The 20,075-nt window shown below is 46.4% G+C and carries 18 protein-coding genes; 10 read left to right on the top strand and 8 right to left on the bottom strand.

From position 1 onward, the window contains the following. The 4 genes from AB8P51_RS10250 to AB8P51_RS10265 are packed head-to-tail and all read left to right on the top strand — an operon-like array spanning nt 1 to nt 3,453. Nucleotides 1–567, top strand: coding sequence for a DUF2911 domain-containing protein (locus AB8P51_RS10250; RefSeq protein WP_369748739.1), 567 nt, complete (start codon nt 1–3; stop codon nt 565–567). Further along, a complete protein-coding gene (gene meaB, locus AB8P51_RS10255; protein ID WP_369748740.1) occupies nt 564–1,610 on the top strand; it encodes a methylmalonyl Co-A mutase-associated GTPase MeaB in 1,047 nt (348 codons plus the stop codon). Before AB8P51_RS10250 ends, meaB begins: the two co-directional genes overlap by 4 nt. Before the next feature lie 33 nt (nt 1,611–1,643). Then, complete coding sequence (locus AB8P51_RS10260; RefSeq protein ID WP_369748741.1) at nt 1,644–2,603, top strand: glycosyltransferase family 2 protein; 960 nt, start codon at nt 1,644–1,646, stop codon at nt 2,601–2,603. After that, nucleotides 2,587–3,453 (top strand): lysylphosphatidylglycerol synthase transmembrane domain-containing protein, encoded by an 867-nt coding sequence (locus tag AB8P51_RS10265; RefSeq protein ID WP_369748743.1) that lies wholly within the window; start codon nt 2,587–2,589, stop codon nt 3,451–3,453. Before AB8P51_RS10260 ends, AB8P51_RS10265 begins: the two co-directional genes overlap by 17 nt. Before the next feature lie 3 nt (nt 3,454–3,456). Here the strand turns inward: AB8P51_RS10265 and AB8P51_RS10270 are convergent, their stop codons facing one another. From AB8P51_RS10270 to mazG, 5 genes are read right to left on the bottom strand one after another with little or no spacing between them, the layout of a single operon-like run. Beyond that, entirely contained in the window at nt 3,457–5,115 is a 1,659-nt protein-coding gene (locus tag AB8P51_RS10270; RefSeq protein ID WP_369748744.1) for an ArnT family glycosyltransferase, read from the bottom strand. Beyond that, on the bottom strand, nt 5,112–5,690 hold the full coding sequence (locus AB8P51_RS10275) for a phosphatase PAP2 family protein (protein ID WP_369748745.1): 579 nt from the start codon (nt 5,688–5,690) through the stop codon (nt 5,112–5,114). The genes AB8P51_RS10270 and AB8P51_RS10275 overlap by 4 nt, the downstream gene beginning before the upstream one ends. Then, complete coding sequence (locus tag AB8P51_RS10280) at nt 5,683–5,910, bottom strand: hypothetical protein (protein WP_369748746.1); 228 nt, start codon at nt 5,908–5,910, stop codon at nt 5,683–5,685. Before AB8P51_RS10280 ends, AB8P51_RS10275 begins: the two co-directional genes overlap by 8 nt. Before the next feature lie 20 nt (nt 5,911–5,930). Further along, nucleotides 5,931–7,364, bottom strand: coding sequence for an MATE family efflux transporter (locus AB8P51_RS10285; protein WP_369748747.1), 1,434 nt, complete (start codon nt 7,362–7,364; stop codon nt 5,931–5,933). Further along, nucleotides 7,333–8,106, bottom strand: coding sequence for a nucleoside triphosphate pyrophosphohydrolase (gene mazG / locus AB8P51_RS10290; protein WP_369748748.1), 774 nt, complete (start codon nt 8,104–8,106; stop codon nt 7,333–7,335). Before mazG ends, AB8P51_RS10285 begins: the two co-directional genes overlap by 32 nt. 120 nt (nt 8,107–8,226) lie before the next feature. On the opposite strand from mazG, the gene AB8P51_RS10295 reads away from it, so the two are divergent. The 6 genes from AB8P51_RS10295 (at nt 8,227) to AB8P51_RS10320 (ending at nt 15,454) form a co-directional block, all read left to right on the top strand. After that, nucleotides 8,227–9,888 carry an amidohydrolase family protein gene (locus tag AB8P51_RS10295; protein ID WP_369748749.1) on the top strand — a complete coding sequence of 554 codons (1,662 nt, stop codon included), beginning with the start codon at nt 8,227–8,229 and terminating at the stop codon, nt 9,886–9,888. 9 nt (nt 9,889–9,897) lie between these two features. Then, complete coding sequence (locus tag AB8P51_RS10300) at nt 9,898–10,662, top strand: SOS response-associated peptidase (protein ID WP_369748750.1); 765 nt, start codon at nt 9,898–9,900, stop codon at nt 10,660–10,662. Nucleotides 10,663–10,729: 67 nt separating this feature from the next. After that, nucleotides 10,730–11,611, top strand: a complete 882-nt coding sequence (locus AB8P51_RS10305) for an alpha/beta hydrolase (RefSeq protein ID WP_369748751.1) — start codon at nt 10,730–10,732, stop codon at nt 11,609–11,611. Between the two features lie 19 nt (nt 11,612–11,630). Then, nucleotides 11,631–12,290, top strand: coding sequence for a GDSL-type esterase/lipase family protein (locus tag AB8P51_RS10310; protein ID WP_369748752.1), 660 nt, complete (start codon nt 11,631–11,633; stop codon nt 12,288–12,290). A gap of 6 nt (nt 12,291–12,296) precedes the next feature. Further along, nucleotides 12,297–13,916, top strand: coding sequence for a family 20 glycosylhydrolase (locus tag AB8P51_RS10315; protein WP_369748753.1), 1,620 nt, complete (start codon nt 12,297–12,299; stop codon nt 13,914–13,916). Nucleotides 13,917–13,954: 38 nt separating this feature from the next. Continuing rightward, nucleotides 13,955–15,454 carry a S10 family peptidase gene (locus AB8P51_RS10320; RefSeq protein WP_369748754.1) on the top strand — a complete coding sequence of 500 codons (1,500 nt, stop codon included), beginning with the start codon at nt 13,955–13,957 and terminating at the stop codon, nt 15,452–15,454. Nucleotides 15,455–15,485: 31 nt separating this feature from the next. Here the strand turns inward: AB8P51_RS10320 and AB8P51_RS10325 are convergent, their stop codons facing one another. From AB8P51_RS10325 to def, 3 genes are all read right to left on the bottom strand, one after another. Further along, nucleotides 15,486–18,899 carry an amidohydrolase family protein gene (locus AB8P51_RS10325; RefSeq protein WP_369748755.1) on the bottom strand — a complete coding sequence of 1,138 codons (3,414 nt, stop codon included), beginning with the start codon at nt 18,897–18,899 and terminating at the stop codon, nt 15,486–15,488. Nucleotides 18,900–18,979: 80 nt separating this feature from the next. Next, complete coding sequence (locus tag AB8P51_RS10330; protein WP_369748756.1) at nt 18,980–19,402, bottom strand: DUF5606 domain-containing protein; 423 nt, start codon at nt 19,400–19,402, stop codon at nt 18,980–18,982. 54 nt (nt 19,403–19,456) lie between these two features. Continuing rightward, complete coding sequence (gene def / locus AB8P51_RS10335; RefSeq protein WP_369748757.1) at nt 19,457–20,047, bottom strand: peptide deformylase; 591 nt, start codon at nt 20,045–20,047, stop codon at nt 19,457–19,459. Nucleotides 20,048–20,075: the final 28 nt, after the last annotated feature.

Here is a 20,075-nt window from a genome sequence, read left to right on the forward strand (position 1 = left end):
ATGAAAATATTAAAATGGATTGTCGGAATATTGGTCGTACTGGCCTTGCTATTTTACTTTGTGGCCATGCCCTTTATGAGGGAACAGACTAAAAAGAATAGTCCGGAGACCACCAATGTCTACCAGGAAGGTGGCTATGACCTGCTGGTCAATTATAGTAGTCCGTCTAAAAAAGGCCGAGTGATTTTCGGGGAGCTTGTACCCTACGATAAGGTATGGCGTACGGGAGCCAATGAACCCACCCGTTTTGAGACTAAAACCGATATCATGATAAAGGGAAAAGCCCTGCCAGCCGGTTCTTATTCCCTGTGGACCATCCCCGGAAAGGACAAATGGCAAATCATTTTTAACAGTGAAATCCCTGATTGGGGGGCCACCCTGAGCAGCATGGGACAGGAGGCTACCAGAAACCCGGAAACCGATGTACTACAGGTAGAAGCTTCCGTCATCGACATGTCGGCCAGTCAGGAAAGCTTTACTATCACTTTTGATGATAGTTACGGCCTTTTCCTTTCTCTCGCCTGGGATAAGACCAAAGTTCAGCTGCCCATTTTCAGAAAGACTTGAGTAAAAGCGGTAACATAGGAAAAAAGAGTGCTTCTGAACTAAAATCCAGGAGAAAGAAAACCCCTTCCACAAAGGATTTGATGGATGGTATTTTGCGGGGAGATCAGCCCATGCTGGCCAGGGCCATTACCCTGGTAGAAAGTACAAATCCCGAACATCAGGAAAAGGCATATGAGATCATTGAGCAAAGTCTTTCGCATAAGAATGATACGCTCAGAATTGGCATAACCGGGGTACCTGGCGTAGGGAAAAGTACCTTTATTGAGAGTTTTGGCAGCATGCTTACCGGGATGGGAAAAAAGGTAGCGGTGCTCGCCGTAGATCCTACCAGCACAGTGAGTAAAGGTAGTATTCTGGGCGATAAGACCCGTATGCCACATCTGGTTAATGACCCCAACGCTTTTATCCGTCCTTCCCCTTCCGGGGAGTCCCTGGGAGGAGTAGCCCGTAAAACCAGGGAGAGTATTATACTTTGCGAAGCCGCAGGTTACGATGTGATTTTGGTAGAAACGGTAGGCGTTGGCCAGAGTGAAACAGCTGTCCACAGCATGGTCGATTTTTTCCTGCTACTGAAACTCAGCGGGGCCGGGGATGAATTACAGGGTATTAAACGGGGGATTATGGAAATGGCCGATGCCATCGTCATCAATAAGGCAGAGGGAGATAACATCAAACGGGCAGAACGGGCCAGGAGTGAATTTGAACGGGCACTGCACCTGTATCCGCCAAAGGAAAGTAATTGGAGCCCAAAAGTGCTGACGTGTTCTTCCCTCAACGGCTCGGGCATACCCGAGATTTGGCAGATGGTCAATGCCTTTGCCATCCAGAGTAAGGGATCGGGCTATTTTAAGAGCAACAGGCAGGATCAGAATACCTACTGGTTTCATCAAACCGTAGAATCCCTGCTACAACGGCAATTTTACCGTCAGCCCTCAGTAAAAAAAGCTATGGCACCCCTTCAAAAAGCGGTGGAGGAACTCCGGATTTCGCCCTTCCGTGCAGCCGAGCAATTGCTGGAAGCCTATTCAAAAGGTCTTAAATAAAAAGCCTAAATTTGCCACCAACAAGCCAGCTGCATGACGCCTAACACCAACGCACTACTTTCTATTGTGGTCCCTTTGTACAACGAAGAGGAAAACGTGGAGCTACTTACTGCCAAGATCCATGAAAGCCTGGAGAATTACCAGTATCAGATCATATATGTTGATGATTTTTCCAAGGACAACACCCGGAAAATTGTCAAAGAAATGGAAGATGAGAAGGTGCATCTGATCTCCCTGAAAAAAAATTACGGACAAAGTCTTGCATTGGCTGCAGGCCTGGATTACGCCCAGGGAGAGTACATCATCACCATGGATGGCGACTTGCAGAACGATCCCAGTGATATTCCCCAAATGCTCGAATTTGCACTGAGCGGGGAATTTGATGTGGTAACCGGGATTCGTCAGAAAAGGAAAGACTCCCTGGTGAAGAAGATCCCATCCAAGATCGCAAATTTCCTGGTGAGAAGGGTGACGAAACTCGACATAAAGGACAACGGCTGTGCCCTGAAAGTATTTACCAGGGATATTGCCAAGGACTTAAACCTCTACGGGGAAATGCACCGTTTTATCACCCTTTTGGCCTTCCTTGAAGGGGCACAGATCAAACAAGTACCGGTAAAACACCACGCCCGCCACGCCGGGGTTTCCAAATACGGCCTGGAACGCGTTTTTAAGGTAGTAGCAGATATGATGCTGCTGTTATTTATCCGGAAATATTTCCAGCGTCCCATCCATTTGTTTGGTATTCTGGGAGTATTGCTGATCATTCTCGGAATCCTGATAAATTTCTACCTCCTGCTCGTAAAACTAGGCCTGGGGGAAGACATCGGAAACCGGCCATTGCTGATTTTCGGGATGATGTTTATCATTGGGGGCATACAACTTTTCACCATCGGTATCGTCATGGAACTGCTTATTCGCACCTATTACGAATCGCAGAGCAAACGACCCTACCGTATTAAAAACGTCAACATAGGTGGCAAAACTGCGTAAAAAAGGAATCACCCTTTTAAAGATCCTCGTTAGTGCTGCCCTGCTCTATTTTATTTTTACCAAAATTCCGTTTAAGGAGGTCTGGTCTTCCCTTAAGTCAGTCAACCCCCTCTACCTGCTTGGGGCTTTACTTTTGTTCATTTTCTCAAAAGGGGTAGCAGCGTTCCGCCTCAACATGTATTTTCACAAAATCGGAATTCCCCTGAGTTCCAAGACCAACCTCAGGCTCTATCTCCTTGGTATGTTTTACAATTTGTTTTTACCGGGGGGTATAGGGGGCGATGCCTATAAGGGATACTACCTCAAACAGCATTTTGAGGTAAAGACCAAAAGGGTGGTAGCTGTTCTTCTGCTTGACAGGCTAAGCGGACTCTTATTGCTCTTTGTCATTGCTTGTGTTATTGGCATGACCATAGACGCCCCTGAGGTGGTCTCTTTTCACTGGCTGTTCCTGGCGTGTATTCCACTAAGTATTGTGGTCTTCAGGGCAGTGTACGCCCGTTTTTTCTCCTATGTGCTTGGGATTTTCTGGAAAACAAACCTGTTATCGGCCCTGGTACAGCTCGCACAACTCGGGAGTGTCCTTTTTATTCTTCAGGCGCTGGATATTGAAGTGGCCACCAGGGAATATCTTTTTATTTTCCTGATATCCTCCATCGTCTCCGTAATTCCCCTTACCATTGGTGGCATTGGAAGCCGGGAACTGGTATTCCTTTACGGTGCACTTTGGCTGGGTCTTGAAGAAGAAAGATCTGTTGGTATCAGTATGCTCTTTTTCCTGATCACAGCCTTGGTTTCCCTTGCCGGATTCTGGTACCATTTTAAAAAACCGCAACCCGATACCCGTTAAGAATCAGGGCTTGTGCAGCAGGTACATTTTATTAAGGATTCCGGGACGTGTTTCAGGGTTCAGAAACTTTCCCTGCAAGCGTGTGATCCTGAATTGGTCCACTTCAAATTCCATATCCCAGTAAATTCCCTCTTCATCCAATCGGGTTAATTCCTCTTCGTTGGCGTAGATCCAGATATCCTGTAGTTGGTTTATTTGCTCAATGCTTGAAATATTCACAGGGTTCTGATTATAAAAATCAAGTGCCCAGGTATGCCTTGTGGAAATCTTGTGAATCCGATCTACAGGGATGTCTTTTTCCTCTACGATCTCCGCCATATTTGATCCGCCCTGGTACTTTAATAATTCCGGGTAAAAATGAAGGTTAAGCACACCGTTGAGCAGGACCGACGCGAGAATAGTGATGGTGATAATACGCAGATAAGGCGCTTCTTTTTTTACGATAAAATAGGCCACTACAGCATAGGCGATAAACAAAGGGACATAGGCAAGCCAAGTCGCCCACTCAAAGACATAGAAACAGATCAGGGCCGTGGCGATAAAAACCAGGCTCAGCACAAAGTACTGTAATCCCAATACTATATTCAACGCACGTGTATTTTGCTTCCTTTTAAGAGCAAACAAATATGCTGCAGCCAGGATAGAGAACAACGGAATTAAAATATTGAGGTAATGTGGCAGTTTAAATTGGGCAAAACTGATAATGATAAAAATAACCCCAATGCCTCCCACGGTCAGCAATTCAAATTTCGGGTTCCTCCTGAAATGGGTTTTGATCAATTTCTTTATTTGTGAATAATAGGCAATTAAACCTATCAGCGTCCATGGCAGGAATACCCAAAGGAAGGTATGGAAAAAGAAAAAATAGTCGCTGCTATTCTTCCCTACTCCTTCCCCGCTTAAGCGTTCAAAGCTCTGTTCCCAGAAGATAAAAAATATACCACTTCGGTTGGCCTTCCCCCTGATCACCTTTTCTGGGTGCAGGTCGAATTGCTGGTAGTAGGCGTATAACATCGGACTGATGGTGAGGGTAAATATCAACAGGGCCAGCAGCACCTTCCAATGGAAGAGTCGCTTCCATTCTCCGGAATAAGCAAGGTGAAAAAATACGGGAATCCCTATAACCAGCAGGGCGATCTGGCCCTTGGTAGAAAATGCGATTCCGGCCGCAAAAGCGCCCAGGAGAAGGGCGGGTAAACTGGCATCCTTGATATATTTTGCCAGTTGCCATATGGCTAAAATGGTAAAGCCCGTAAGCACGGCATCGGTACGCACATCGATATTTGAAAGGACGATGGTCTGAGCCGTCAGGAATATCAATCCGGCTACTTTTCCCACTTGTTTGTTGTAGAGTAAGCTGCCCAATCCCATAGTACTGTATGCACCCAGCAATGTAGCAAGGAGAGCTGGTATTCGGTAGGCCCAGTCGTGTATCCCAAAGACCTTGTAAGCCAGAGCGGCAAGCCAGTAATGCATATGAGGCTTATCCAGGTATTCCTCCGGGCCTTTAAAAAGGCTGAGGAAGTCATTTTCCTGAACCATCCGCATAGCCATCACCGCAAACTGTGCTGAATCGTTTTCAAAAAGGGTAACAAAAAGGCCCGCCACATAGACCAGGAGGATGAGGACAAATAAACTCCAGTATCGGGCAGATGAGATCATAGTCGGGTCCTGTCTATAGCAAAGATATACAAGCGGAAGAAAAGCCAGCCCATCAACAAGCCTACAAGAGCTCCGCTGAGCACATCAAACGGAAAATGAACTCCGATATAAATGCGGCTATAGGAAACTACCAGGGCCCAGGTGATCAACAACCAGGGGAGTATACGGTTAGAGGATTGGAAAAAGTGGGTAAAGAAAACAGCCACGGCAAATGAATTTGCTGCATGGGCCGAAAAATACCCGAATTTCCCTCCACAGGATGATTTAACCAGGCGGAAGAGTCCGTCGAGCTCAGGATCATAACAAGGTCTTAACCGACCAACTCCTATTTTAAAAAAATTGGCCAGCTGGTCACAGACGGTGATCAACAGGGCGACAAACACTAAAAGAAGGAGGGTTTTTTTCCAACCAAGGGAGCGCCCGGCGAGAAACAGGAGGATAAGGTAAAGGGGAACTGAAGTAAATTTGTTGGTCATCAACATCCAGAACCCATCCCAGGTAGGGGTTCCCAGATTATTGAGATAGAGAAAAACATTCTTGTCAATATGGAGAAGTTCTTCCCACATCTCAGTCATCGTATCTGGCTATTTCCCTGTCGTAAAACGCATTGGCGGCTTCAAAAAGTTCCCTGGCTTCCACTTCCAGTTCCTTTTCATCTTCCCTGGAAAATTCTTCCAGCCATGCTACCTCGTCGTTCTCAAGATTGATTACAAAACGGGGATATTCAGTGTGGATGATAAAAATGGCTGAGGGATGATCGGTATTGTCTCCAAACAAAAATTTGGGTAGGTCCATAGAAAAATATTTAACTATTCTTATTCACTGCTTCCTGCAGCTTCTAAAGCTAATTTTCTGGTTAAATAATTAAATCGAAGATACAACATAATCGCAGATGCCGTTAACCCCGCGAGAAGGCCAATCCATATTCCTGTACTGCCCAGTTGGGTGTGCAGTCCCAGATAGTAACTGATGGGGAAAGCGATAAGCCAGTAGGCTATAAAAGTGATCCCCGTTGGGATCTTTACATCCTGCAGGCCTCGCAAGGCTCCCAGGATAACCACCTGCAAACCGTCGGAGATCTGAAAGAAGGCAGCAACCAGTAAAAGCTGCGCTGCCAGGGCGATTACTTCCATATTGTCGGCCTGGTTGGTGATATCATCCACATCGAGGTAGATGGTGGGGAACCAGAATCGGCAGACCAGGAATAGGATGGCAAAGCCGACTTCAAGGATGAGGGTAAGAAAGAAAATCGACTGGGCGATTCGCCTTAATTCCCCCCAATCCCTTAGTCCTTTCTGATTGCCTACCCGGATCATGGCGGCAACCCCCAGACCCATCCCAAACATAAAGGTCATGCTACTGAGGTTTAAGGCAATCTGATTGGCCGCCTGGGGGTTCTTCCCCAATACTCCACTCAGCCAGATGGCTGCGGTAAAAATGCCCACTTCAAAAAACATCTGCAGGGCAGAGGGAAACCCGAGGTTGATGATCTTTTTCATCACTTTATTCTCCAGGACTTTGAAATTAAAGCCGGTAACGTAGAAGTGAAATTTTTTCTTTTTGTTCAGCAGGATCCAAAGGAAGGCCAGCATCACAAAGCGTGAAATAAGAGTACCTATTGCGGCCCCTACAATGCCCAGTTTGGGAAATCCAAACGACCCGAAAATCAGCAGGTAGTTCAGGATAATATTGAGCACGTTGGCCAGGATAGTGGCGTACATGGGGTATTTGGTCTGTGAAAGTCCTTCCGAAAACTGCTTAAAAGCCTGGAACATGATCAGGGGAACCAGAGAAAAAGCCACCAGGTCGAGATAGGGAATGGCCAGGACAACCACTTCAGGAGGCTGGTCCATCAGGTACATCAGGGGTTTCATCAAGAGGATAAGGCCAAAGAGGGAAATACCCAGGACGGTACACAGCACCAGGCCATGCTTTAAGGCGCGTTTCCCATCTTCTTTTAATCCGGCACCATCGGCCTCAGCTACAAGGGGGGTGATGGCGGTTGAAAATCCTATACCCAGAGACATGGCGATAAAAACAAAGCTGTTCCCCAGGGAGACCGCTGCCAGTTCGGCCGTACCCAGTTGCCCCACCATGATATTGTCTGCAAAGGCCACAAAAGTATGTCCCAGCATCCCCAGGATCACCGGTACGGAGAGGGTAATGTTGTATCTGAATTCCCGGGTATATCGTTTAAACAAAGGAAAGGGTTTAGGGTTAGAGGCTTTTGGCGTTATTCCAGTGAACATCCATTTCGGTCAGGGTCATTTCCTTGAGTGACTTCCCTGCCTCTTTGGCTTTGGATTCGAGATAGGAAAACCTTTTGATAAACTTTTTATTGGTTCTTTCAAGGGCATTTTCGGGATTCACTTTTAAAAAGCGGGCGTAGTTGACCATGGAAAACAGAACATCCCCGAATTCAGCTTCTATGCGCTCCTCCTCCCCCCTATTTATTTCCTGCTGCAATTCGCCCAATTCTTCCTGTAGTTTCTCAAAGACCTGCTGCGGCTCCTCCCAATCAAAACCTACTCCGGCCACTTTGTCCTGTATTCTGTTGGCCTTCACAAGGGCAGGCAGGCTGGCAGGAACCCCTTCCAGTACACTTTTCTTCCCTTCAGACAGCTTTATATTTTCCCAGTTCTTTTTAACTTCTTCTTCATCAGCCACATCCACGTCCCCGTAGATATGCGGGTGGCGGTGGATGAGTTTCTCACTGATGGCATGGCAGACATCGGCGATATCAAAATCGCCGGTTTCAGATCCGATCTTAGCATAAAAAATGATGTGCAGCAAAAGGTCGCCCAATTCCTTTTTAATCTCCTCGGCATCTTCGTCCAGGATGGCATCTCCCAGTTCATAAGTCTCTTCAATGGTGAGGTGACGCAGGCTTTGCATGGTCTGTTTTTTATCCCAGGGACACTGCGCCCGTAATTCGTCCATTATGGTAAGTAATCGGTCGAGGGCTGCTAACTGGTCTTTCCGCGAATTCATGAGATTTATTTTGCGCAAAAGTACAAAGATGAAAGTTTTGGGGGTGCCCAATTTTTAGAGTATTTTTAAAGTGCTTCCTCTGACAAAAACGAGGTGGCCATCAGAAAAAATCAAGCACTTATGAAATCATTTTCCAGAATTACCCTGTTTATCCTGATAACGGGGATTTTCAGCTGTTCAGAACCCCAATCCTTTGATATCCTTATAAAAAACGGCTACGTCCTCGACGGATCCGGAGAGAAAGGTTTTGTCGGGGATGTGGGAATCAACGCCGATACTATTGCCGCCATGGGAGACCTCGGCGATGCCAGAGGGAAGCAGGAAATAGATGCCACGAATCTCACCGTTGCCCCCGGTTTTAATAATATGCTGAGCTGGGCCAATGTAGCTTTGATAGAGGATGGGCGGTCGCAGAGCGATATCCGGCAGGGAGTAACCCTTGAGGTGATGGGAGAAGGACGTTCTATGGGACCCTTAAACGAAAAGATGGCCGCTAATATGGCTGAAGGTCAGCAAAGCATCACCTACGACGTGAGCTGGCGAACGCTTGGGGAATACATGAATTTTCTGGAAAATAAGGGCGTCTCTACCAATATCGCCTCCTTTGTCGGAAACGGCACTGTGCGCGAATACGTCATGGGATACGAGAACAGGGTTCCTGCCGTAGAGGAACTGGCACAGATGGAAAGCCTCGTACAGCAGGCTATGGAAGAAGGTGCCGTAGGATTATCTACTTCCCTGATCTATGTTCCCAGCGGTCATGCCCAGACCGAGGAAATCATTTCTCTGGCCAAGGTGGCGTCAAAAAACAATGGCATGTACGTTTCACATATAAGGGATGAGGAAGGCAAATTACTGGAAGCAGTACAGGAGCTGATTACCATTGCCGAAGAGGCAAAACTACCCGCTGAAATCTATCACTTTAAGGCCTCGGGTACCGCTAACTGGCATCTGCTAGACAGTGCGATTCAACTGGTGGATAAAGCAAGGGCAAAAGGATTGCAGATCACCACCGATATGTATATGTACAATGCTAGTTCAACTGGTTTAAATGTATTGCTCCCTTCCTGGGCCAAAGAAGGGGGGCACAGCAGCACAATCGAATTAATGAAACAAGCTCCGATGAGAAAAAAGATGATCGCGGAGATCGATTTTCATGTCCCGCCTGAAAATATACTGCTGGTGGGCTTCCGAAATCCCGATATGAGGAATCTTATCGGGATGACACTCGCAGATGTGGCAAAAGAGCGGGAAAAATCCGCGAGAGAGACCGTTGTGGATCTTATTTTTGAGGATGACAGTCGAATTCAGGTGGTCTACTTTTCCATGTCTGAAGAGAATGTAAAGAAAAAACTGACACTGCCTTATATGGCCATCTGTTCTGATGCTGGCTCTTATACCAATGAAGGGGTATTCCTTGAGCAAAGTACGCACCCCAGGGCTTATGGTTCTTTTGCCCGACTCTTAGGGCATTTTGTAAGGGAGGAAAAGGTAATCTCCCTGGAAGAAGCCATCCGTAGACTAACCCTCCTCCCTGCAACAAATTTAAAGCTCGAGAAGAGGGGAGCTCTAAAAGAAGGGTATTATGCAGATGTGGTCCTCTTTGATGCGGAGACCATTACGGATAATGCCACCTTTAAAGAACCTCACCAATACGCTACAGGGATGAAGCATGTATTGGTAAATGGTGTTCCTGTGCTCAAAGACGGGGAACATACCGGAGCATTTCCCGGCAGGTTTGTAAAAGGGCCTGGTTATGTGAAGAAAGAGGCAACTCAATAAGTTCTATCAATGTGTTACGATATTAAAGCAAGCCTGGAGGCACAATTAAAACGGGCCCGGCAATACGGAGATGAGATCGCCATCAGGGAGATTGAAGAAAAGCTCGCTCCTCTCACCGACCTGCCCATACACCACGCTTCCGGATTTCAGCATCCCAAATTGCTGATCTACACCGAGGACGACCCTGTATACCCTAAAGTAGCTAGCTGGGGTCTGGTCCCTCATTGGGTAAAAGACAGGGCACAGCAGAAAAAGCTCTGGAACAACACCCTCAATGCACGTGGAGAGACCATTTTTGAAAAACCTTCATTCCGGACGGCAGCAAAATACCATCGTTGTCTCATCTATGTGGATGGTTTTTATGAGCATCATCATTTTAAAGGGAAGACCTATCCATATTTCATTCATAAGAAAGACAAGCAACCCTTGGTGTTTGCCGGATTGTGGAACCCCTGGCTCGATCCGGAAACCGGGGAATATCTCAATACGTTTACCATCGTTACCACAGAGGGGAATCAGATGATGGGCAGGATCCACAATAATCCCAAATTATCAGGCCCTCGTATGCCATTAGTGCTAGACGAAGAGATAGCCGATAAGTGGTTGATTGAAGTAGAAGAAGAATTAGACGTTAAAGCCGTACAGGAACTGATCCACTCCTATCCCGAAGAAGAATTGCAGGCACATACGGTTCACAAATTAAGGGGGAAAGAATATCCGGGGAATGTGCCGGAGATCAATGAGGAAGTTATTTATCCGGAACTGCAGGATTAAATCACTGTAGCGGAAAAGCACAGGATAATTTCATATTTTAGTCTCCAGACAAAAATCAACACACCCTATGAAACTTTACAGTACACTATTACTCTTTTTCCTGCTTATCAGCGGCATCAGGGCTCAGGAGATTATTACCTTACCCTATGAGATCCCTGCAGGGCTGGAATGGGAAGGAGAGGAAAAGGCCTATTTTTCAACGATCTGGAATAACGAAGTAGTAACCAATGTATCTATCCCTACCATGCAGGTTTTCAGGCCCGATCCTGCCATAGCTACTGGCACTTCTGTGGTGGTAGCACCGGGTGGCGGACTCTATGCTTTGAGCATTGAAAGCGAGGGTAATATGGTGGCCAAATGGCTGAATAAAAAGGGAATTACTGCTTTTGTTCTCAAATACAGGCTGGTGCCCACGGGAGAGGATGGGGTAAAAGATCTCAACGAAACCAGCAGTAAAAACCTGGAGGAATTTAAAAGATTAATCGGTGCTGTAATGCCTCTTTCAGTAGCCGATGGCCTGACGGCTGTAAAATATGTCCGTTCCCATGCCGATGAACTTGGGGTTAAAAAAGACCGTATAGGCTTTATGGGCTTTTCTGCAGGAGGTGCGGTTACTATGGGCGTAGCTTATAATGCCACGGATCAAACCCGTCCCGATTTCCTGGTACCGGTCTATGCCTGGACCGATGCCATGCCGGTGCAGGAAGTATCTGAAAATGTCCCTCCCATGCTTGTAATCTGTGCTTCAGACGACCCTCTGGGTCTCGCCAGTGGCAGTGTTGCCCTGTACCAGTCCTGGTATCAGGCGGGTAAAAAAGCTTCCCTGCATATGTATTCCAAAGGCGGACATGGCTTTGGGATGAAAGAACAGGGCCTGCCCTCGGATACCTGGATAGAGCGCTTTTACGACTGGGCTCTCGCTGAAGAACTCGTTGCATCTGTCGATTGATATTTTTATGACTAAGCGAATGATGCGTTTAAAATTTATCTACCTAATCTTGTTTGTCTGGGCCGGTTGTTTTTTTGTAACAGCTCAGAAAGGAACCGACTTTAGTGAGGAGGTCGATCTGATCACACGGAGATATAAACACCTCAGGTCCAAGAATCAGAAAACCGTTGTTTTTACCGGAAGTTCCAGTATCCGATTATGGGAAGGACTGGAGGAATATTTCCCGGGCCACCCGATCATCAATACCGGTTTTGGAGGTTCGGAGGCGGCAGATCTTCTGGAATTTATCAACCCGTTGATCCTGGATTACAATCCGACCAAGGTATTTATCTATGAAGGAGATAATGACATTAGTTTCAAGAGAAGTCCGGCAAGGGTTCTGCGTACAACCAAAAAGATCCTTAATCGTATCTGGACCGAATTTCCAAACACAGATATTGTCCTTATTGCTGCCAAGCCAAGTCCGGACAGATGGCATCTGAAAAGACGTTATCTCCGACTTAATCGCAAGTTTCAAAAATATGCAAACAAAACATCCCGGGTGGCCTATGCCAATGTATGGGATGTGATGATTCGCGGGGAGGAAGTAGACGACAGCCTCTTTGTGGAAGATGGCCTCCACATGAATGATAAAGGATACTCCTTGTGGTACGAAGTACTTAAATCGCATTTAAATTAAGACTCTATGAATATTTTAAAATCTGTGTCCGGAAGTGTATTTATCCTGACATTACTATTGATGGTAACCTCCTGTAATGAGGCAAAAGAGGAGATCCCCATGCCGGCCCTCGATCTCAATGCAGAAAACCTTGTTCCCATCCCCACCCGGATGATTGCCACACAAGGGAGTTTCCGGCTCGATCAGTTTACCAGTATAATTACCTCAGGGGAAGAAGATGGCCTGGGAGAAGTAGCTTCTTTTCTCGCTGAAAAGATCAGCGGCAAGACCGGGTTACGACTTGAAGTGAACCCATTAAACATGCAAGAAGGCGATCCGGTTATACTGTTGTCTCAGAAAAAGGAAGGCAACTGGCCCAATAATGAGGCCTATTCCTTATCGATCAGGCAGGATTCCATCATCCTTGAAATCCCAACCACAGAAGCTGCTTTCAGGGGAGTGCAAACCATCAGGCAGCTGATCCCTGAAATCAGTAATGACACCCTTGCTGAGCATTCTATATGGCCTGTAGCTTCCGGAACCATTGAAGACCATCCCAATTTTGGATACAGGGGATCCATGCTCGATGTGGCCCGCCATTTCTTTAGTGTGGAAGATGTAAAAAAATATATAGACCTGCTAGCCTATTACAAGATCAATGTACTCCATCTCCACCTTACCGATGACCAGGGCTGGCGTATTGAAATAAAAGCATGGCCTAAACTTACAGAGGTCGGCGGAAGCACTGAGGTTGGGGGCGAAGCCGGTGGGTTTTTTACTCAGGACGATTACAAGGAAATCGTGGCATATGCCGCTGACCATTACATGACCATTGTACCTGAAGTGGATATGCCCGGACATACCAATGCTGCTTCAGTGTCCTACCCCTTTTTAGACGGGACCGGTAAACCCCTGAAACTCTACGAGGGTACAAGGGTAGGTTTCAGCACATTCGACACCCGCAAGGATACAGTATATGCTTTTATCGATGATGTGGTCAGGGAAATATCGGCGATCACCCCCGGGCCTTATTTTCATATTGGTGGTGATGAGAGTCATGCTACCAAGAAAGCCGACTATATTTATTTTGTCAACAGGGTAGAAAAGATAGTTCAGAAACACGGCAAGCAAATGATTGGATGGGATGAAATCGCTCAGGCCGATGTAGACAGCACCTCCATTGCCCAATTCTGGTCGAGTGAGAAAAATGCGACCACCGCCATAGAAAAAGGTATGAAGGTGATCCTTTCTCCCGCCAAGAAAACCTATCTCGATATGCAATATGATACGCTATCGAAACACGGCTTACACTGGGCAGCCTACATCCCGGTAGATACGGCTTATGTCTGGAGTCCGGAGTCCTATGTGCCAGACATTCCCAAAGATCAGATCCTGGGAGTGGAAGCGCCACTCTGGTCTGAGACCATCAGCAATATTGAAGAATTGGAATACCTCGCTTTTCCCAGGGTCATCGGCTATGCCGAGCTGAGCTGGAGTCTGGAGGAAAACCGCGACTGGGAGGATTTTAAAGTAAGGCTGGCCAATCAGGCGCCTTTTATGGAGCGGATGAATGTGGCCTTCTATCCTTCTCCTCGAATAGACTGGGTGCAAGCCGAAAAGAAATCCAGGGAAATCCTCAAGGATTGATCAGTTAAAATGACCGTAAATAACCTAAACCTAAACAAATGAAAATCAAGTTCCTGTTTATCGCAATGATTTCATGTCTGGTCCTACAGGGTCAGAATGACACCCTACCCAAAGCAGAGGTGGTCACCACCATGCAGAGTGTGAACATCAATGGAAGAACACATTATCTCACTGCTCAGGCAGGAACCTTTGAAGTTCGGGATGAAAAAAACAAACCCCTGGCCCTGATGGGGCATACCTTTTATACAAAAGGGGACAAGAGGGAAATAAATACCAGGAGAAGACCTATCGTTTTTGCCTATAACGGCGGACCCGGTTCCTCCTCCTACTGGTTACACATGGGAATACTGGGGCCAAAAAGAGTAGTTGTCAACGACCCCGACTATACCCCCGCAGCACCCTATCAGCTGGTCAATAACAATTATTCTATTCTGGATGTAGCCGACCTTGTCATGATCGATCCGGTGGGTACCGGTCTAAGCGTACCCCTGGGAAAGGCAGAATTCAAGGATTTCTGGGGTGTAGATCAGGATATCAAGAGTCTGTCCCTGTTTATCAGGCAGTTCCTGATTGCCAACGACAGGATGAACAGCCCTAAGTATCTTTTGGGGGAAAGTTACGGGACCTTCAGGAATGCCGGACTGATGAATAAGCTTTTACAAGACGGGATTGCCCTCAATGGAGTAATTATGGTCTCGGCGGTTTTTGACCTTCGCACACTAATTTTTCCACCTGATGACGATCTGCCTTATATCGTTCATTTTCCCACCTATGCCGCTACGGCCTGGTATCACGATATGGTCAGTGACAAACCTGAAGATGTATACACTTTTTTAGACGAGGTAAGAAGGTTTACCGAAGAGGAATACACCCCGGCCCTTTTTAAGGGCGATCAGCTCACGGAAACTGAAAAATCAGATATAGCTGCAAAACTAGCCTCTTTCACGGGTACCTCAGCCGATTATTGGATAAAGGCAGACCTCAGGGTGACCAACGGCGAATTCTTTGCAGAATTCTTACGGGATAAGGGGCAGATCGTAGGTAGGCTCGATTCCCGTTTTACCGGGATCAACCAGGACCTGCTTGCGCAGGAAGGGAACCACGATCCCCAGAGTTCAGCTATTTCTCCGGCTTATACCGCCGGTTTTCTGGACTACTTCCACCGGGAACTCAAGGTAGATAAGAAATTGCATTACGCCACTTCCGCCTATGAACGACAAGGTTTTAAATGGGATTGGAATCACGTAGGGAACGACCGATGGGGAGCTCAGGCAGCAATCAATACCGGAATAGATTTGGCCCAGGCCATGTCGAGAGACCCCAATGTAAAGGTTCTTATCCTCAACGGAATTTATGACATCGCCACTGTCTTTTACGGAGTGGAGCACAGTATTAACCACCTGGGCTTAACCCCGGAAATTAAGGACAATATCATCATGAAGTATTACGAAGCCGGGCATATGATGTATACACACCCACCTTCGATGGCCAAATTCAAGCAGGATGTATCGGAATTTATCAAGAATACCTCCCGCTGATAAACAACAGGAGGTATTTTAATTTTCTCTCTTATTTGTCTGTTCCCGGTAAGCCTTCGGGTTTTACTGTATGCCAGGTAAATGGTTCCGCCTTTTTGGCGACAGGCCAGACCTCATCAAGGGTATTAGCTTCGTAAACCGTACCATTCCTTATGACATGTGTCAATGTATTGGTATTGCGCAACGATTCCAGAGGATTCCCTGAGAGGATGACTATATCTGCAAGTTTGCCTGCCTCCAGTGACCCCAGGTCCTTTTCCAGCCCAAGTGCCGTAGCACCCTGGATGGTGGCAACCTTTAAGGCATCGTGGTTTTCCATCCCTCCGCTTGCTACAGACCACAGTTCCCAGTGGAAACCAAGTCCCTGTAATTGTCCGTGACTGCCTATTCCGGCAAGGCCACCTGCCTCTACAAGATCTTTCATAAATACCCCATGCTTTTGAAAAACATGTTCCTCATCCATAAACCAGCCCGGCCTCCTTCTCGATTTGTTGGCCAGTTCTTCGTAGGGAGTAAAATACTGGATTTTTTTATCGCCCCAGACATCTTCCCTCGAATAGTAGTAATTCTCTGCCCATGGCCCTCCGTAAGAAACCAGCAAGGTAGGAGTAACGGCCATTTTTGAATCGGCAATCGTTTTAATCACGTCATTATAAATAGGATAAATGGGTAACGAATGCTCGTGTCCCGGATATCCATCGAGTAGTTGCGTCATATTGAGCTTGAAATCGAGCCCTCCTTCCGTAGTAGGCATCAACTTCAACTCTTTTGCCGCCATGATGATCCATTGCCGTTGTTGCCTATTCCCCACCAGATACATCTTGATGGTTTTTGTATTGTAGTATTCACTGTACTGTTTCAGTACTTCCTTGGCGTGGTCGAGACTTTTGATCTTATACCTCCAGAACCCTACACCCGGACCTGTACTGTACACCCGGGGTCCGTGAAGCATCCCGGCTTCAACCATGTCGGAATAGGTAAGTACATCCGTGGTTGCTGTCTGGGGATCTCTTGTGGTGGTTACCCCATAGGCCAGGTTGGCAGAATACATCCATACCTGGTTTTTATGAATGCCCCATTTCGGCCACATATGAGCATGTGTATCCACAAATCCTGGTGTCAGGGTCTTTCCGCTTACGTCTATAACTGTAGCTTCTTCGGGCACAGCAAACGAACCGCTGGCCCCTATGGCTTTGATTCGATTATTCTCTATCAGTATATCTCCTACTTCAATCACCTCATCCCCCTTCATACTAATAATGCGTCCTCCTTTGAGCAGAAGCATTCCTTGTGGGATCTGCCTGGTGTAATTCACCTTTATTTTAAATTCCTCAGCTTTAAAGGTCTTCTTATCCTCTTCCTTATCTTCTTCCTTATCCGTATTAGTAGAGTCCTTTTTCTTATTTAAATCCCCTAGTTCTTTCTCCTTCTTTTTAGCCTCTGCAAGGCTGTCCTTAAAGCTCTTACCGGCTTCAAGGTCGTATCGGAAATGACTGGCACCTAACGACCAGTGTACTTTTTTGCTGTCTGAAGACCAGGCTGGAAATTCGCCTCCCATCACTGTAAGTTTCATCGCCGGGAAAGCGGCTTTATCAGCAGACGCGACAGAAATGGTAGGGGTCTTGCCATATCTGGGTATAGTCACCGTATAAATATCGTTATTGATCTGAGCCAGTGCCGTTTTTCCATCAGGGGAAATACGGATTTCTGTAGGACGTGAAGCCCTATCATTATCTTCCCTGTTGTCCTCTGTCACAGGGAGGTATTGCTGCTCAGGTACATCGAAATGGTCCTTACCAAATATATCCTGTGATCCATAGGTTTCTATCCCTTTCAATTTCAGGAGTTCTTTCTCATCGGTGCCATCCCATCGAATGGAAAGCAATCCCTTGGTAGAATGACTGAGATAAATACGGTCATCAACTTTAGTGAAATGAGGTTGAGCCCTTCCTTTTGAGGTATCTATAAACTGGATGGAGCCACCATCGGTGGAAATCCAGACCAAATCTTCCCTCGCTCCCCTTACCACCGGTCCGGTAGCATCTTCATAAGCCTGTGCAGTACTTCGTAAAAAGGCAATTCTATTGCTGTTGTATGACCATTCCGGAGCGCTGTATATCCCGGCCTCCCTGCTTAGCTGCACCGGCCTTGGTCTTCCGTCTGTATTGACTTTAAAGAGATGACCCCCTCCGGGTTTCCAGGTTGTAAATACGATCCATTTCCCATCCGGGGACCAGGCAGGTTGTGCCTCGGTGAAATCGTTATCTGTGAGTCTTCGTGGCGTGCCATCGGGAAAGTCCATCACATATAATCTGTTCAATGCCGTAAACGCTAGTTTCTTTCCATCAGGGGAAGGTTTTGCATCCCGTATCTGGGTGACCAGCGCTTGCTGAGTATCTTCAATGGGATATTGGAACTTCAGCCTGGGACCCAGGTCTAAATTTACATCAGCAGAAAAAGGAATCTCTGTAGCCGAATTGTTCTCAATGTCGATGGCAAATATCTTACCCCCGTATGAGGCCACCAGTTTTTTGCTATCCGGGGTAAACGACATAGCGGGCAGGACTCCCAAAGGCGCAATAGACTCCTGTTCGTCTCGCTGTACCGGATAGGCCAGCCAACGTTCCTCCCCTGTTTTCAGATTGCGTAATATTAGTCCGGTCTGGGCCTCAAATCGGCTACCAAATACCAACCACTGCCCATCAGGCGAAAGTGTGGGGGTAAATGCAGACCCATATCTGGAGGTGATTACATCCATCTCCCCATCTTCCATATCGTAAGTTCCCAGTTGGTATTGCGGTAACTGTGCATTGTAATTCCAGGCATTCCTTCTTTGAGAGAAGTAAAGCAGTTTACCATCTGCACTAAAAGCAGGATCAATAACTTTCAGGTTTTTCGGTTCGCTGATCAGGGCGCTCCCGGATCCTCCTTCCCTGTGATAAATCTGAAATTTTATATTTCTTCTCCCTTTGGCACCCACAATATACTCTCCGTCAGGGGTCCACTCTGCCGAAAAAAAGTTGTGTTTACTATCCTTACTTACCTGTTTTTGTTCTTTATCTGAAAGGCTTAGCGTCCAGATATTGTCTGAACCACTCTTGTCGGAAATAAAAGCAATCGACTTACCGTCCGGACTAAACCTGGGATGAACATCATAGGCCAGCCCTGAAGTTAAAGCAGTTGCCTTTCCTCCCGTAATGGGAATGGTATAGATATCCCCCATAAGATCAAAGACAATGGTTTTCCCGTCAGGGCTCACATCAAGAGATATCCAGGTGCCCTGGCTTGTAGTAAAATTGATGCTGCGCTCGGGTTCCAGGGGCAGTTCTTTCGTTGCCTTTTTTAAGGAATCGGGAGTTGATAGACTATCCTGGGGAAATAAAAGTTGAGATTGGGAAACAAAAAAACTGAGGCAAAGTAGTAGAAGATACCGAAATCGAATCATTAGAAGTGCTTTTTGATTAGACTCCTAATATAGAGAATATTGACGGGATGAATGTGATAAAAATTGTGTGTATTCAGGAACTACTCTTCTTCGGCTCCGTCCTCCTTTTCATCTGCCTCAAAATCTGTAATCCCGTTTTTGTGCAGCAGGTTGTACCACTGGATTACTTTTTTGATATCGCTGGGATATACTCTTTCCTCATCGTAATCTGGAACTACCTCAAAAAAATACTCCTCTAATTTAAGTTTGTCTTCCTTGTGGCCGATAGAGGTAGTGCCTCCTTTTTCCTTCTCCTGGATCTTTTTAAACACAGCTTTCAGGGGCAATTCTTCCTTCAGGGTAAAAATAGCAATTTCAGACAGCACACTTACATTGTTGGTCATACCAACTGTGACCCTCTTCCCGTCAAGCAGCGACTCAGCAACAAAACCTGTTCTTGTTTGTGTGAGTAATTTAAACAGTCCGGGTCTGCCCCCGATGGATAATATTTTTTCCAGGCTCATTGAATTTCTTTTTCTAGGCGGCAAATATGTAAAATTAAACCGAAAACGACAGGACTACCTCCCTTTTTTTAACATAGGGAATCGCATTTTATAATCAACCTGTATTTTCCCTTTCGATATATTGTTAAGTTTTCCTTTCAGCAGTCTTTTTTTCAGACTTGAAACCTTGTCGGTAAAAAGAATGCCCTGGATATGATCGTATTCATGTTGGATTACTCTGGCCAGGATACCGTCAAAGGATTCGGTATGCTCTTTAAAATTCTCATCCTGGTAGCGCAAGGTGATTGTGTCATTTCGGGAAACATCTTCCCTGATGTCGGGTATGCTCAGGCAACCTTCATTAAACGGCCATAGCTCCCCGGTCTCATCCAGCATCTCCGCGTTGATAAAGACCTTCTTAAAGTCTTTAAGTTTTTTTTGCTCCGCTTCAGTAAGCTCATCATCTTCGGCGAAAGGGGAAGTATCGACTAAAAACAATCTGATGGGCAGGCCAATCTGCGGTGCTGCCAGGCCCACTCCGTTAGCATTGTACATGGTCTCCCACATATTTTCAATCAGTGTCTTAAGCCCTTGGTAATCCTCCTCTATTTCAGCACCTACTTTTCTCAGTACCGGATCGCCATAAGCGACAATAGGTAAAATCATATATTCAATACTATTACATTCCGCGTTC

It is taken from the genome of Muriicola sp. SD30 (genome assembly GCF_041205185.1).
In the GTDB taxonomy this organism is placed as follows: domain Bacteria; phylum Bacteroidota; class Bacteroidia; order Flavobacteriales; family Flavobacteriaceae; genus Muriicola.